The organism is Thioalkalivibrio thiocyanoxidans ARh2 (genome assembly GCF_000385215.1).
GTDB lineage: Bacteria > Pseudomonadota > Gammaproteobacteria > Ectothiorhodospirales > Ectothiorhodospiraceae > Thioalkalivibrio > Thioalkalivibrio thiocyanoxidans.
In genome coordinates, this window is the sequence record NZ_ARQK01000037.1 from 1 (window position 1) to 14,346 (window position 14,346).

Sequence of the window (14,346 nt, forward strand, 5' to 3'; positions counted from 1 at the left end):
TATGCGCACCTGTACCAGCTCCCGGTGACGGGGCTGCGCTTCTTTACCGTCTACGGCCCGTGGGGCCGTCCGGACATGGCGCTGTTCCTGTTCACGAAGAAGATCCTGGCGGGCGAGCCCATCGACGTCTTCAACTACGGCCATCATCGGCGCGACTTCACCTACATCGACGATATCGTCGAGGGCGTGATCCGCGCGTTGGATCGTCCGGCACGGGCCAATCCCGCGTGGACCGGGGCCGAGCCCGACTCGGCGACGAGTGCGGCACCCTACCGGCTGTACAACATCGGCAACCACGAGCCGGTGGAGCTGATGCGCTACATCGAGGTGCTGGAAGACTGCCTGGGCAAGAAGGCCGAGAAGAATCTTCTGCCGCTGCAGCCGGGGGACGTGCCGGACACCTACGCCGACGTCGAGGCTCTGCGCGAGGACGTGGGCTATGCCCCCGCGACCGCGGTGGAAGACGGTATCGCCCGCTTTGTCGAGTGGTATCGCGAGTACTACCGCGTCTGATCAGTCACCCGTGCGCGCCGTGCTGGCGCGCTACCCCCAGTAGCCCTGCCGGAACCACTGGCCGCTGCGCAGGCAGCGGTACAGCCACAGTCTGCGACCCTGCCGGTCGCGCGTGACCGCGTAATCGCGGCGCACATCCTGCCCGCGGTCCCACCAGCCATCCTCCAGTCGACCCAGCCCGTGCGTATGCAGCGGGGGCGGGATCGGTTGCGGGTCCTCTAGCCAGAGCGCCGTGCCGCAGATCATTTGCGCGGGTGTCGGCGGCGGAGGCGAGGCCGCCGCGTCGAGATCGTGTCGCGCGTCCTGGGCGGCCTCGGGGCGCGGGATGCCGCTGGCGGTGAGCCGGACGATCGCCTGCTCGCCCAGACGCGCGCTCAGACGGGCCAGCACGGCCGGCAACTGCGCGTCCGCCGGCGGGTGGCCCGGGGTCTCGGCCAGCAGGCTGGCGCCCTGCGCGGGCGGGTCGAGCAGCCGCGCGGCCCGCAGGCGCAGCCCGATGACCGGTGCGGGCAGGGCCTCGCGCTCCAGCCGGGTCTGCCACAGGGGCAGCCAGTCCTCGGCGCGGATACCGGGGTGGCCGCGCTCCAGCGTTATTCGGGTAGGGGTGATCCGGGTATGTTCTTCGCGGTGTTTCAGTTCCAGCGTCATGCCCTGCAGGCTGCGGTTCAGGCCGCGCAGCTGGGCCTCGGCCTGGCGCAGCAGGCGCTTGAGCGGGAAGGCCAGGGCCCCGGTCGCGTGAATCTCGTGTTCCAGGCGCAGCGACAGGTCCAGTTCCGGGGGCGGATCGAAGCGCGGCAGGGTCTCCGTGCGCCGCCCCAGCAGCCGATCCAGCAGTACCAGCAACTCCGGGCCATGGCGACGCGCGAGCTCGGGGCGCGCCAACCGCAGCAGGTCGCCGAGCTGGCGCAGGCCGATGGCCCGCAGGCCCTCCCGGGTCGCGGCGGACAGTGGCAGGGCCTCCAGCGGGACGGGTGACAGGGTGCGGCGCAGGGCCTCGCTATCGTCGGGGATTGCGGGATTGCGCAGGGTGGCCAGCAGACGCGCGGCGGCCGGGCTGCGCGCCACGCCGATGCGCGGGTGGAAGCCCAGCCCCTTCAGGGTCTCCCGTACCCGCTCCCGCAGGGTGGCGAGCCCGCCGAACAGGCGCCGGCTGCGTCCGACCTCCAGCAGGATGCGCCGGGCCTCCGGCTCCGGGTGTACGTGATCGGAGAACTGCAGCAGTACGCCGGCCAGCATGGCGATCTGCGCGGTCTGGGCCTGCGGGTCGTGCTCGACGAGTTCCGGGGTGTCGAGGATGGCGAGGGCATCGGCCAGCGCCATGCCCGGCCGGGCCCCGGCGCGCCGCGCTGCGCGGTTGGTGGCATGCACGCGCGGCGCAGCGCCGGCCTCGACCACCAGCAGGGGGCGTTCGGTCAGCCGTGAACGGTCCGCCTCGGCACGCGCCAGGGTCTCCAGCGCCAGATGCGGCAGCTCGACCGCCATCCACTGTTCGTCTGCCGAGCATGGTTCGATCCGTGGGGCAGGGCCGGGCGCTGCCGGAGCCTGAGGGGGGGCAATCGAGGGCGGAATCAGGGCTGGCTGGCGCCATGCGCGGGCCGGGCGAGACGTCTGCTGCGGGTGCGGGACGGCTTGTGGTCGCTCGGGATGGCCCATCTCAGGGTACCGGGATGTGCAGGGTCTGGTCGGAACGGGCCCAGTCGCCGATGCCCTTCAGGCAGTGCAGTTCGAGGCCGTCGGTGGCGGGCTGCCAGCGCAGGCGCTGATGGGCCGGGGAGGGCTGCTCCGCGGCGCGCGGCGGGCGGTACAGGATGGCGCAGGCCTGGCTTTCGGCTGCGGCCAGGCGCAGCCGGCGCAGCAGCGCGGTTTCCACCGGGCCGCCCAGCCAGGCCAGCAGGACGCCGAAGGCCGGGTCACGCAGGCACTGCTCGCCGGCCCAGAGGGTGTCGCGGGCGTGTTCGGTGCGGATCAGCAGCACCCGTTCCTGCGGGATGCCAAGCGGCTGCCAGCCGGGCAGCCAGGGCGTGGCGGGCGGCGCCAGCAGCGCGATCCAGTACCCTTCGCGGCCACAGGACGCGAGCATGGGGACCAGCAGGCGGGTCTCGCCGCAGCCAAAGGGGGCGCCCAGGAGTTCGATCAGCTGGCCGCGCGGCCAGCCGCCCCCCAGGGCGCGGTCCAGCGCCGGGTGGCCGCTCGGCCAGACCGGGGCATTCGCGGCAGGGGCGGCGCTGCGCCCGCGCCACAGCGCCGGATGATCGAGCAGGGCATCAATGCCGGGCATTACTGCAGTTCAAGATCGCGCAGTACGCCGACCCCGATACCCTCGATTGCCAGCTCCTGGCGCTCCAGGTCGATCTCGATCGGGGCAAAGTCGGGGTTCTCCGGCAGCAGGCGCACGCGGGGACCGTCCTGCTCGAAGCGCTTGACCGTCACCTCGTCCTCGATGCGGGCCACGACGATCTGGCCAGGGCGGGCCTCCGGGGTCTGGCGGACGGCCAGTAGGTCGCCATCGAGGATGCCGGCGTCGCGCATGCTCTCGCCATGCACGCGCAGCAGGTAGTCCGGGCGGGCCCGGAACAGGCTGTCGTCGATCCGGTAGTGGCGTTCGATATGCTCGGTGGCGAGTATCGGCGAGCCGGCGGCCACGCGCCCGACCAGGGGCAGTTCGGCCGGTCGGGCCGCATGCGTACCGGCCAGGCGGATACCGCGCGCGGCCCCGCCCACCAGCTCGATCGCGCCCTTTTTCTCCAGGGCCTTCAAGTGGCATTCGGATGCATAGGGCGAGCGAAAGCCAAAGGCACGGGCGATCTCGCTGCGCGTCGGGGCCGTGCCCTGGGTGGCGACGGTCTCGGTGATGTAGTCGAGGATGGCCTGCTGGCGCGCGGTCAGGGACACGGCGAATACTCCACGGATGACTGTTTATAAATACAGTATCCCGTGGCCGGGGCCGAGGCAAGTGCGAGGACTTGTCGCGCGCATTGAGAACGGCGGATTCTTGTCCGGGGGCACCCCCTGGAGGTCGGTTCCAGGGTGATCATGCGATGATGGCCCGCATGTGGGTCCGAAGGACATAAAGGGGTTCGATGGACTGGATTTTTCCGCTGATCCTGATTGGCGCCGGGCTGATCGTGGTCTCGGTGCTGACGTCGGCGCTGTCGTTCCGGCTGGGTGCACCGCTGTTGCTCGTGTTCCTGGGCATCGGCCTGCTCGCCGGCGAAGACGGCCTCGGGCTCGAGTTCGACGACCCCAATACCGCGTTCCTGATCGGCAGCCTTGCGCTGGCCGTGATCCTGTTCGACTCCGGCTTTGGCACCCGGCTGCGGACCCTGCGCCGGGCGGCGGGTCCAGCCATTGTGCTGGCCACGGTCGGAGTCGCCCTGACCACGCTGCTGCTGGGCGCGGCGGCCCACTGGCTGCTGGATCTGCCCTGGGGCTATGCGCTGTTGCTGGGGGCCCTGATCAGCTCCACGGATGCCGCGGCGGTGTTCTTCCTGCTGCGGGTGGGCGGGGTGAAGATCAACCGCCGCGTGCGCTCCATCCTGGAGGTGGAGTCGGGCTCCAACGACCCGATGGCGATCTTCCTGACCGTGGTCTTCATCGAGTGGATCCTGTCCGGCACCACGGTCGGTGGCCTGGCCACACTGTTCGCCACGGAATTCCTGTGGCAGATGGGGCTAGGTCTCCTGCTCGGCGTGGTGGGCGGCTATCTGCTGGTGGAACTGGTCAATCGCCTGCCGCTGGAGGAGGGGCTTTACCCGATCGCGGTGATGGCCGGCGCGGTAAGCCTGTTTGCCCTGGCCGGCTGGCTGGGGGGCAGCGGGTTCCTGGCCGCCTATGTGGCGGGCATCGTGGCGGGCAACCGCAAGATGCGGGGCGCGGCGAAGCTGCACCGACAGCAGCAGGGGCTGACCTGGCTGGCGCAGATCAGCATGTTCCTGATCCTGGGGTTGCTGGCCACGCCCTCGGAGTTTCCGTCGCTGGCGCTGCCGGCCCTGGCGCTGGGCCTGGTGCTGATCCTGCTTGCCCGGCCACTGGCGGTCTGGCTCTGTCTGCTGCCCTTTCGGCAGGACTGGCGGAGCACGGCGTTTGTCTCCTGGGTGGGCCTGCGCGGGGCGGTGTCGATCCTGCTGGCGATCCTGCCGATGGTGGCCGGTGTCGAGGGCGGAGAGGTGTTCTTCAACATCGTGTTCATGATGGTGCTGGTCTCGCTACTGGTGCAGGGCTGGACGATTCGCCCGGTGGCTGAGCGGCTCGGGCTGGTAGTGCCGCCGGAGATGGGCCCGGTGGAACGCGTGCAGCTGGAACTGCCCGGCAGTCCGCGGCATGAACTGGCGGTGTACCGCGTGATCGAGGACAGTCCAGTCCTGCGCGGGGCGCGTCTGCCACGCTGGGCGCGCCCGTCGCTGGTGGTGCGCGAGGGGCGTTCGGTGCGCTATCAGCAGGCCGGGCGCCTGACGCCGGGGGACTATCTCTACATCTTCGTGGTGCCGGAGTACGTGCCGCTACTGGACCGCCTGTTCGCCAGCCCGCGTATCCCGGGTCATGACGATCCCGAGTTCTTCGGCGAGTTGCCGTTGAACTCGGAAAAATCGCTGGCCGATCTGTGCCAGATATACGGGGTGTCCTGCGAAGAGGTGGATGCGCAGCTGACCATCGGCGAATATCTGGCGCAGGAGCTCCCGGGAGAACCGGTCGTGGGTGACCGGGTGAGCTTCGGTTCCGCGGACCTGATCGTGCGCGAGGTCGACGAGGCCGGGCAGGTCACGCAGGCGGGGCTGGCCTTTCTGCGCCATGGGGCCGGGGGGGACGGGCTCACTCTGCCCTGGTACGGCTGGTGGCGGGCACTGCGCGGGCGTCGTGCCCCGAAGAGCCAGGGCTAATCAAAAGCCTTGCACTGGGCAGCGCTTTTTACGGCGAGCCCTGCTCCAGTGTCTTGCGCAGGTGTTCGATCTGCTCCGGCTTGATGCCGGCGATGTCCTTGATCGGCAGGGTAAACGCGAAGCCGTTCCCCACCTCGCTCAGCGCGAGTTCTTCGTCCAGGCGCTTCAGCAGGCGTTCGGCGAGACTGGCCTCCAGGACCATCAGCAGTACCGTGCGGGCCGCGGAGTCCTTCAGGTCCATGATCGGTGTGCGGCGCAGCTGGGCAATGCCCTGGCCCTCCAGCAGCGTCAGGCCGGCCGCGCCCTCGCGGCGGACGGTCTCGATGGCGCGGTCGGCCCGGTTGCGCGGGACCACGGCGGCGAGCAGTACGAATTGCATGGCGTTCCTCGCGCAGGAGATCAGTGTTTCCTTAGGGTTGGGCAGGGCCACCGACGAACTGCATGCCCGCCAGGGCCTGGGCATCCAGCGTGAAGGCCAGACCGTTGTAGGGCTGCAGCAGGTCCAGTTCCAGGTTCAGGCGGCGGGCGATGCGCTCGGCGCGTTCCTCGTCCAGCTCCCAGATGCAGATCGACTCACGACCCTGGTAGGTCACGCCGAGAAAGGTCATGTGGTCCGGGAAGCCGAGCCCCGCACCGTGCATCACCGTGCCGTCCATGCTGCCTTCCTCGGCGGCGATCGCCAGCGCCAGATCCTCGCGGTCCTGATCGACGATGGCTACCAGAAATGTTTCGGCCATTAGGTGACCCCTGTTTGTTGGGTTCGCGTGCCTGGTGCCAGTGAGTATCTCAGCAACGCCTGCCGGGTGCCCAGACCCATGCCGTTGATCCGGCAGCGACTGCAGACGAAACGAAGTCCTGTTCGCCGTACCATACCCGGAATGTCGCAAGGGAGACACGGATCCATGTACGACCCCTTTGCCTGCCCGGGCCGTACGCCACCGACATCGAGCATGCCGCACAAGGCGCTGGATGTCGGTTTTACGCTGGATTGGGCCAGTGCCGAGGCCCGGCATCGCGACTGTCTGTTTCTGCCGTGGCTGATGCCGGTACAGGACGCCTGGCCGGGTGCCGTCGGGTCACAACTGGCCGGCGCGAAGGTTGGCGAGGCAGTGGAAGTTCCGGGGGAGCCGCTGGTCCCGGGGTGGGACCCGGCAGGGGAGGTAGAACTGCCGTCGGTGGCCTTCAATCAGCGCCTACGCCGGCGTCGGGTGGTGGAACCCCGTGCCGGGCGTTTCTATCCGCGGGCGTTCATCGCCGGTCACGCCGGCATCGAGGCCGGTGACCGCGAGCTGTTCCGCATCGGCGCGCTGGAGGACGCGCGGCTCATCGCGGACCTGAACCACCCGCTGGCGGACGCAGACCTGCAGCTGCGCGCTAGGGTAATGGCGTTTCACGAGCAGGGACGCGACGACGATCGGGCGATGGACGTTACCCGGATGCTGACGGCGCGCGGCCCGGGGATGCAGGCGCGCTGGCACGGGCGGCCGACGGCCTTCTGGTCCGGAGATGCCTGCGAGCGCGAGGATTCCGCGCCCGATCGCGACTTCTACGCCAGTCCACGACTGGTGCATCACCTGGATGCCACGGCCCGCGCCCGGATCGCGGCGCTGTACGCCACGCTGATCCCCTCGGGCGCGCGGGTGCTGGACCTGATGAGCAGCTGGGCATCGCACCTCGATCAGGTGCGAGAACCCGAGGCCGTTGTCGGGCTGGGCATGAACCACGAGGAGCTGGCCGCCAACGCGACCCTGGATCAGGCCCTGGTGCACGACCTGAACCGGCAGCCGGCGATTCCGCTGCCGTCCGCGAGTTTCGACGCGGTGGTGTGTACCGCCTCGGTGGAGTACCTGACGCGCCCACAGGCGGTATTCGCCTCGGTGCGCGAGTTGTTGCGCCCGGGCGGGGTGTTCGTGGTGACGTTCTCCGATCGCTGCTTTCCGACCAAGGCGATCGCGGTCTGGGAGCAGTTGTATGACTTCGAGCGCATGGGGCTGGTGCTCGATTTGTTCCTGCGCGCAGGATTCGGCGACCTTTCCACGCTCTCGTTGCGCGGCCTGCCGCGCCCGCCGGACGATCCGTATGCCGGGCGGCTGGAACATGCCGATCCGGTTTTCGCGGTCTGGGGTTGTCGGCGGGACTGAGGGAGCTTCGCGGGCAAGCCCGCTCCCACAATGGCGGGGCTCACTGTGTGTGGGCAAAAAGGCAACCGGACCGGACTCGGTTCTCAGGCTTGGCTGGCCTGGCACCACGAACGCTGTTTTAACCGGTAAACTGCGCGATGATTCGCAATGCCCGCGTCGCGGGCCGAACACGATGGGGAGCGCATGGCCGCAAGCAAGGCCAAATCCGGGGGCAAGGGCAGGAAGACGGCAGAGCCGGCCGCGGCACCGAGCCTGAGCGGGCAGCTGCTGCGCGGGCTGCGCGAGGGTGCGCTGCTGATCTTCGGCATGCTGGCGCTTTATCTGCTGGTCGCCCTGGTCAGCTATCACCCGGGCGATGCGGCCTGGTCCACCACCGGCGATGGCGAGAGCCTGCGCAACCTCGGCGGCACCACTGGCGCCTGGTTTGCGGATATCGCGTTTCACCTGCTGGGCTATCTGGCCTATCTGGTTCCGCTGGCGGTCGGCGGCATCGGCTGGTGGCTGTTCCGGCATCGCCGCGAGGCGCGGATCGCCAGCCCGATGGAGCTGACGGTGCGCGGGGTCGCGCTGATCGTGGCACTGATCTCGGGCGCGGCACTGGCTGCGCTGCATCTGCTCCCGGGCGGGATGCCGGTGCACGCGGGCGGCATCCTCGGGGACCTGTTCGCCGGCTGGGCCGTGGCCGGGCTGAGCCTGGTCGGGGCGACGCTGGTGTTGCTGGCGCTGTTTCTGGCCGGGGTGACGCTGTTTACCGGGCTGTCCTGGTTCCTGCTGATGGATCGACTGGGTCAGTTGACGATTCGTGGCTTCGAGCGGCTGCGCGCCCAGCTGGATTCGGCCCGGGATCGCCGCATCGGCGCGCGCGAGCGCGCCGAACGCGAGACGCGGGTGGAGAAGGAGCGCAAGCGCACCGAGAAGCGCGCCCCCTCGCGTGTGGAGCCGCGCATCGAGGCGCCGGCGCCCAGCCCGCGCGTACAGAAGGAAAAGCAGGTCCCGCTGTTCACCGAAGGGTCCGGGGCCGATCCGCGTCCACCGCTGTCCCTGCTGGACGAGCCGCCGCCCCCGCCGGATGGCTTTTCGGAGGAGTCGCTGCAGGCACTCTCGCGCCTGGTCGAGCTGAAGCTGAAGGACTTTGGCGTGGAGGTCGAGGTGGTCGCGGTGCAGCCGGGCCCGGTGATCACGCGCTTCGAGCTGCAGCCGGCCGCCGGGGTCAAGGCCTCTCGCATCTCCGGGCTGTCCACCGATCTGGCGCGTTCGCTGTCGGTGATCGCAGTGCGCATCGTCGAGGTGATCCCGGGCAAGTCCACGGTGGGCCTGGAGATCCCCAACGAGAACCGCGAAATCGTGGCGCTCTCGGAGATCCTGCGCTCCGAGCTGTTCGACGCGAACAAGTCGCCGCTGACGATGGCGCTCGGCAAGGACATCGGCGGCGGCCCGGTGATGGCGGATCTGGCGAAGATGCCGCACCTGCTGGTGGCCGGGACGACCGGCTCCGGGAAGTCGGTCGGCGTGAACGCGATGCTGCTGTCGCTGCTGTACAAGTCCACGCCGGACGACGTGCGCCTGATCCTGATCGACCCGAAGATGCTGGAGCTGTCGGTGTACGAGGGCATCCCGCATCTGCTGTGCCCGGTGGTCACCGACATGAAGGATGCCTCCAACGCCCTGCGCTGGGCGGTGGCGGAGATGGAGCGGCGCTACAAGCTGATGTCGGCGATGGGTGTGCGCAACATCGGCGGCTTCAACAAGAAGGTGCGCGATGCCGAGGCCGCCGGCGAGCCGCTGAAGGACCCGCTGTTCAAGCCGGAGGAGGCGTTGACCGAGACCGAGGCGCCGGACCTGGAGCCGTTGCCGTTCATCGTGATCGTGGTCGACGAGTTCGCCGACATGATGATGGTGGTGGGCAAGAAGGTGGAGGAGCTGATCGCACGCCTGGCGCAGAAGGCGCGCGCCGCCGGTATCCACCTGATCCTGGCCACCCAGCGCCCGTCGGTGGACGTGATCACCGGCCTGATCAAGGCGAACATCCCCAGCCGTATCGCGTTCCAGGTCTCCTCGCGCGTGGACTCGCGCACCATCCTCGACCAGATGGGGGCCGAACACCTGCTGGGTCACGGCGACATGCTCTACCTGCCGCCGGGCAAGGCGATGCCGGAGCGCGTGCACGGCGCCTTCGTCGGCGACAACGAGGTCCACCAGGTGGTGGAGTACCTGAAGTCCACCGGCGAGCCGGACTACAACGAGGCGATCCTCGACGAGCCGGAGGCCGGGGCTGCCGCGATCCCGGGCCTGGAGGCGCCGGGCGAGGGCGAAGCGGAGAGCGATCCGCTTTACGACCAGGCCGTGCAGATCGTGATCGAGTCGCGCAAGGCCTCGATCTCGTTTATCCAGCGCCGCCTGAAGATCGGCTACAACCGTGCCGCGCGCATGGTCGAGGACATGGAGGCCGCCGGGCTGGTCAGCCCGGTGCAGTCCAATGGCAACCGCGAGGTCCTGGTTCCGGGACCGAACGACTGACGCTCGGCCGGGTCCATGTACCGGATCCTGTGATCCGGCTCGCTCTTTCACTTGTGACATTCACGCCCGGTTAAGCCACCGGGCGCAGGATCATCGTAAACACCCAACCGGAGTCCGCATGACTGTTCGACTTGTTCCCCGTCTGTTGCTTGCCCTGGTCGCGACGACGATGTTCCTGTTCGCCGGGCCGCTGGCGGCCGAGCGCGGCCCGGCACCGGACGCGCGTGCCGCGCTGGATCGCTTTGTCGAGGGACTGGAGACCTTCACCGCCGAATTCACGCAGACGGTGCGCGACGAGACGGGGTACGTGCTGCAGGAGTCGGATGGTTCGATGCAACTGGGCATGCCGAACCGGCTGCGCTGGGAGGTGACCGAGCCCTTCCCGCAGACGATTGTCTCCGATGGCGAGGACCTGTGGACCTACGACCCGGACCTGGCGCAGGCGACCGTGCGCCCGCTGGGGGATGCCTTTGATGCGACACCGATCGCGGCGATCACCCAGCCCGAGCGGCTGGATGAGCACTTCCGCATGGATGTGCTGCCGGTAGGCGATGCCTCGGCCCTGCGCCTGCTGCTGATCCCGCGCAACGAGCAGGCGGACTTCACGCATCTCGAGTTGGACCTGACGCCGGATGGCGACCTGACCCGTATGGCCTTTCGCGACATCTTTGGTCAGGAGACCGAGATTCACTTCGAGCGAAGCGAGCGCAATGCACCGGTCGACGAGGCTGCGTTTACCTTCGATCCGCCGTCCGGGGTGGATATCTATCGGCCGTAGAGACGTGCCTCCGTCTGGGGCGTGAACGCTACCTGACGTAGGGTGCGGTTGAGCATCGCGAAACGCACCACTCGCCGCGGCCGTGGGTTCCCTTGATGGGATTCGCTTGGCTCATCCCATCCTACGGCGCGGGGTGGGGGCAGGAGTAGGGTGCGGTTGAGCACCGCGAAACGCACCATGCCCGACGCCGTGGGAACCCTTGATGGGGTTCGATTGGCTCATCCCATCCTACGGCGCTGTGGGAGCGGCCTTGGCCGCGAACTTCAGGAGCGGGGCGTTCCCAGCGACTGCTCGATGCGGTCGGCAATCGCGGTGATGCGGGCCGGGCCAGTCTGCTCGGCGCGCTTGAGCTGCTCCTGGCATTCGAGCATCTCGTGCGCGAGGTTCAGCGCCACCATCACGGCAATGCGCTCGGCGCCGACCACGCGGCCGGTGTCGCGCAGCTCGCGCATGCGTTCGTCGATCAGGGAGGCGGAGGCGAACAGGTCGGCGCGTTCCTCGGGCGGGCAGGCGATCTGATATTCCTTGCCCAGGATCGACACGCGTACGGGTTCGGACTGGCTCATTCGCTGTGCTCCATCGACCGCAGGCGGGCGATCATCGTCTCGACCCGGTGCCGGGCCTGTTCGTTGCGTTCCTTGAAGGCCGCGCGCTCGCTTTTCAGCTGACGAATCTGCTCGTGCAGCAGATGGTTCTCTTCGCGCAGGGCGGCATGTTCATCGAGCAGCCGCGTAATCGCGGTCTCGAGGCGCTCGACGGGATCGTGGCTGGAATCCTCGGACGACATGGCGACAGGCCCCGGTTCGGTGAAGGCGACCGCGCACGGCGCGCGATGCAGTCCATGGAGTCTAGGAGGCCCCCCCGCAAATCGTCAACTTGTGTGACCTTTTTGCGGGAGCGCCTTCACTTTTGCCATCCGCGACTGCCGGCGGCGACAGGGCCAAACGCGCGCGGACACGGCGTTTTGTTGCGACTCCTATGGCGGGCTGGTCACAATAGGCGGCATACCGTTTCTCAGGAACCGCAACGCCCATGACCCAGCCGCCCGAACCCGACCCGCAGGCCACCGTGATCGAGGGCACCGCCCACAACGGCAAGCCCTGCCGCATCGTGGACAACACGGGGGCGATTCCGCGCGCGGAGCTGGAGCAGTTGCTGGAGGACCTGATCGCGGCGAAGCGCTTCGGCCTGAATGCGCTGTCGGCCACCGGGTCCAGCGCGATCAAGCTGGGCGAGCCGCAGTTCACCCATTTGCAGGTGGGTGACGACCTCTACCGCTTCCTGCTGTTTCCGTACGAAGCCCGTCTGGAGTCCTTCTGATGGCTGCCCCCACTGGCGAATCGACCAAGGCGCGCGGCGGCCTCGAGTCCGATCCAACTGCCCTGGCGGAGCAGCTCGCCCACGGCCTGCGCCGCATGGGCTTCGCGCAGACCCCGGCCTCCGCCCACGGGCTGTTCACCGGCTGCGTGGTCGCGGACCCCGGCGCGGATGTCGAGGCGCTGGAACAAAGCCTGGGCGAGGCGCTGCCGCTGACCGATGCCGCGCCGGACGACTTCCGCGCGACGGTGGAGGCGATCCGCCGGGCACTGCTGGCGCAGCTGTACGATGTCGAGCTCGGCTTCGGGCCCTTGCTGCCGGAGGACGAGCCGATCGAGGCGCGGGCCCAGGCCCTGTCCGAGTGGGTCGACGGCTTTATCTCCGGCTTCGGGCAGATGCCCCGGCTGCAGCAGATGAAGCCCTCGGCCGAGGCCAGCGAAATCCTGCGCGACTTCGCCGAGATCGCGCGCATCGAGCTGGAGCCGGAGGACGACGAAGACAACGCCGCCGCCTTCGAGGAACTCAACGAATACGTGCGCGTCGGTGTATTGCTGATCGCCGACGAGCTCGCCCCGGACGACCCGAAACGGATCCCGATGCAATGAATGCCCCCACGCGCCCCCCGCTGCCCGGCAAGACCCCGACCATCACCCTGGCCGAGTTCGCCCGGCGGCGTCAGCGCCTGATGCGCGGCGTGGGGGGCGACTCGATCATCGTGGTGCCCGCAGCGCACGAGCAGGTGCGCAATCGCGATGTCGACTACCCGTTTCGCCAGAACAGTGACTTCCTCTATCTGACGGGCTTCCCGGAGCCGGATGCGGTCGCCGTGTTCGTCCCCGGACGCGAGGCCGGGGAGTACATCCTGTTCTGCCGCGACCGCGACCCCAAGCAGGAGACCTGGCAGGGGCGGCGCGCCGGACCGGACGGGGCGATGGAGCAGTACGGCGCGGAGTGCGCGTTCCCGATCGAGGACATCGACGAGATCCTGCCGGGCCTGATGGAGAACCGGCGCGTGCTGTGCGCCCCGTTCGGGCGCGACGAGGCGCTGGACCAGCGGCTGTTCGGCTGGGTCAACCAGGTCCGCGCGAAGGCGCGCAACGGCGTGCGGGCCCCGCATGAATATGTCGCGGTCGAGCACTATGTGCACGAACAGCGCCTGTTCAAGAAGGCCCCGGAGCTGCGCATGATGCGCCACGCGGCCGCAATCTCCTGCCAGGCCCACATCCGCGCGATGCAGGCGGCCCGCCCGGGCGTGACCGAGTTCATGGTCGAGGCCGAACTGCTGCACGAATTCCACCGCCATGGCACCGAGCCGGCGTATCCCTCGATCGTCGGTGGTGGCGAGAACGGCTGCATCCTGCACTACATCGAGAATCGCGATGTCCTGAACGACGGCGACCTGCTGCTGATCGACGCCGGCTGCGAGGTGCAGGGCTACGCCTCCGACATCACCCGCACCTTCCCGGTCTCCGGGCGCTTCAGCGACACCCAGCGCGAGGTCTACGAGTGCGTACTGGCCGCCCAGCACGCGGCCATCGAGCAGACCCGCCCCGGCAACCACTGGAACGACCCGCACGACGCCGCGGTGCGCGAGCTGACCCGCGGGCTCAAGGAGCTGGGCGTGCTCAAGGGCCGGCTCGACAAGCTGCTCAAGGACCACGCCTACCGGCCTTTCTATATGCACCGCACCGGACACTGGCTGGGTCTGGATGTGCACGACGTCGGCGACTACCGGGTCGGCGACGCCTGGCGCCTGCTGGAGCCGGGCATGGTGACCACCGTGGAGCCGGGGCTCTACTTCGGCCCGTACTCCGAGGCCCCGAAGGCCCTGCGCGGCATCGGCATCCGCATCGAGGACGACGTCGCCGTCACCCGCGACGGACACGAAGTCCTGACCGCCGCCTGCCCCAAGACCCCCGCCGACATCGAAGCCTGCACGGCCGGCAACCTCCCGGGCTGGACCTGACCATGCACCATCATCAATACCCGGCACCGGACCACCTCCCTGTGGGAACCGACCTTGTAGGAGCGGGCCTTGTGGGAGCGGGCTTGCCCGCGAACAACGAAGCGCACCGATCCCCGGCCGGCGCCCACACCCCTGATGCGATTCGCTGCGCTCATCCGCATCCTACGAAGGCGCTGCGGGACCGGTCCTTGTGGGAGCGGGCTTTGTGGGAGCGGGCTTGCCCGCGAACTGCCGCGC

15 protein-coding genes are annotated in these 14,346 nt (G+C 68.8%); 8 read left to right on the forward strand and 7 right to left on the reverse strand.

Going from position 1 to position 14,346, the window contains the following annotated elements:
- Positions 1–513, forward strand: a 513-nt coding sequence (locus tag G372_RS0103170; protein WP_020008823.1) for an NAD-dependent epimerase/dehydratase family protein, incomplete at its 5' end; no start/stop codon positions are given.
- A 30-nt stretch (positions 514–543) separates the two neighbouring features.
- Here the strand turns inward: G372_RS0103170 and G372_RS0103175 are convergent.
- The 3 genes from G372_RS0103175 to lexA all read right to left on the reverse strand — a co-directional run bounded on the left by G372_RS0103175 (position 544) and on the right by lexA (position 3,405).
- A complete protein-coding gene (locus G372_RS0103175; protein ID WP_019624592.1) occupies positions 544–1,995 on the reverse strand; it encodes a Y-family DNA polymerase in 1,452 nt (483 codons plus the stop codon).
- A gap of 172 nt (positions 1,996–2,167) precedes the next feature.
- A complete protein-coding gene (imuA, locus tag G372_RS0103180) occupies positions 2,168–2,791 on the reverse strand; it encodes a translesion DNA synthesis-associated protein ImuA (protein ID WP_019624591.1) in 624 nt (207 codons plus the stop codon).
- Positions 2,791–3,405, reverse strand: coding sequence for a transcriptional repressor LexA (gene lexA / locus G372_RS0103185; RefSeq protein ID WP_019624590.1), 615 nt, complete (start codon positions 3,403–3,405; stop codon positions 2,791–2,793). The genes imuA and lexA overlap by 1 nt, the downstream gene beginning before the upstream one ends.
- 188 nt (positions 3,406–3,593) lie before the next feature.
- Here lexA and G372_RS0103190 point away from each other — a divergent pair, with 188 nt between their 5' ends.
- Positions 3,594–5,390 (forward strand): potassium/proton antiporter, encoded by a 1,797-nt coding sequence (locus tag G372_RS0103190; RefSeq protein WP_019624589.1) that lies wholly within the window; start codon positions 3,594–3,596, stop codon positions 5,388–5,390.
- A 28-nt stretch (positions 5,391–5,418) separates the two neighbouring features.
- On the opposite strand, the gene G372_RS0103195 is transcribed toward G372_RS0103190, so the two are convergent.
- Both G372_RS0103195 and G372_RS0103200 read right to left on the reverse strand, forming a co-directional pair.
- On the reverse strand, positions 5,419–5,769 hold the full coding sequence (locus G372_RS0103195) for a P-II family nitrogen regulator (protein WP_019624588.1): 351 nt from the start codon (positions 5,767–5,769) through the stop codon (positions 5,419–5,421).
- A 31-nt stretch (positions 5,770–5,800) separates the two neighbouring features.
- Positions 5,801–6,127 carry a hypothetical protein gene (locus G372_RS0103200; RefSeq protein ID WP_019624587.1) on the reverse strand — a complete coding sequence of 109 codons (327 nt, stop codon included), beginning with the start codon at positions 6,125–6,127 and terminating at the stop codon, positions 5,801–5,803.
- A 165-nt stretch (positions 6,128–6,292) separates the two neighbouring features.
- Between G372_RS0103200 and G372_RS0103205 the strand changes: the two genes are divergently transcribed.
- The 3 genes from G372_RS0103205 to lolA all read left to right on the forward strand — a co-directional run bounded on the left by G372_RS0103205 (position 6,293) and on the right by lolA (position 10,826).
- Positions 6,293–7,531, forward strand: a complete 1,239-nt coding sequence (locus G372_RS0103205; RefSeq protein ID WP_026340423.1) for a methyltransferase domain-containing protein — start codon at positions 6,293–6,295, stop codon at positions 7,529–7,531.
- A gap of 147 nt (positions 7,532–7,678) precedes the next feature.
- Positions 7,679–10,048 carry a DNA translocase FtsK gene (locus G372_RS0103210; protein WP_019624585.1) on the forward strand — a complete coding sequence of 790 codons (2,370 nt, stop codon included), beginning with the start codon at positions 7,679–7,681 and terminating at the stop codon, positions 10,046–10,048.
- Between the two features lie 118 nt (positions 10,049–10,166).
- A complete protein-coding gene (lolA, locus tag G372_RS0103215) occupies positions 10,167–10,826 on the forward strand; it encodes an outer membrane lipoprotein periplasmic chaperone LolA (RefSeq protein WP_026340422.1) in 660 nt (219 codons plus the stop codon).
- Positions 10,827–11,089: 263 nt separating this feature from the next.
- Here the strand turns inward: lolA and G372_RS0103220 are convergent, their stop codons facing one another.
- Positions 11,090–11,392, reverse strand: coding sequence for a cell division protein ZapA (locus G372_RS0103220; RefSeq protein WP_019624583.1), 303 nt, complete (start codon positions 11,390–11,392; stop codon positions 11,090–11,092).
- Positions 11,389–11,613 carry a cell division protein ZapB gene (gene zapB, locus G372_RS0103225; protein WP_018863741.1) on the reverse strand — a complete coding sequence of 75 codons (225 nt, stop codon included), beginning with the start codon at positions 11,611–11,613 and terminating at the stop codon, positions 11,389–11,391. The genes G372_RS0103220 and zapB overlap by 4 nt, the downstream gene beginning before the upstream one ends.
- A 245-nt stretch (positions 11,614–11,858) precedes the next feature.
- Here zapB and G372_RS0103230 point away from each other — a divergent pair, with 245 nt between their 5' ends.
- Genes G372_RS0103230 through pepP form a run of 3 tightly spaced genes read left to right on the forward strand, consistent with a single transcriptional unit; the run spans position 11,859 to position 14,109 of the window.
- Positions 11,859–12,146, forward strand: coding sequence for a hypothetical protein (locus G372_RS0103230; RefSeq protein WP_019624582.1), 288 nt, complete (start codon positions 11,859–11,861; stop codon positions 12,144–12,146).
- On the forward strand, positions 12,146–12,748 hold the full coding sequence (locus G372_RS0103235; RefSeq protein WP_018138364.1) for a UPF0149 family protein: 603 nt from the start codon (positions 12,146–12,148) through the stop codon (positions 12,746–12,748). Before G372_RS0103230 ends, G372_RS0103235 begins: the two co-directional genes overlap by 1 nt.
- On the forward strand, positions 12,745–14,109 hold the full coding sequence (gene pepP, locus G372_RS0103240) for a Xaa-Pro aminopeptidase (RefSeq protein ID WP_019624581.1): 1,365 nt from the start codon (positions 12,745–12,747) through the stop codon (positions 14,107–14,109). The genes G372_RS0103235 and pepP overlap by 4 nt, the downstream gene beginning before the upstream one ends.
- Positions 14,110–14,346: the final 237 nt, after the last annotated feature.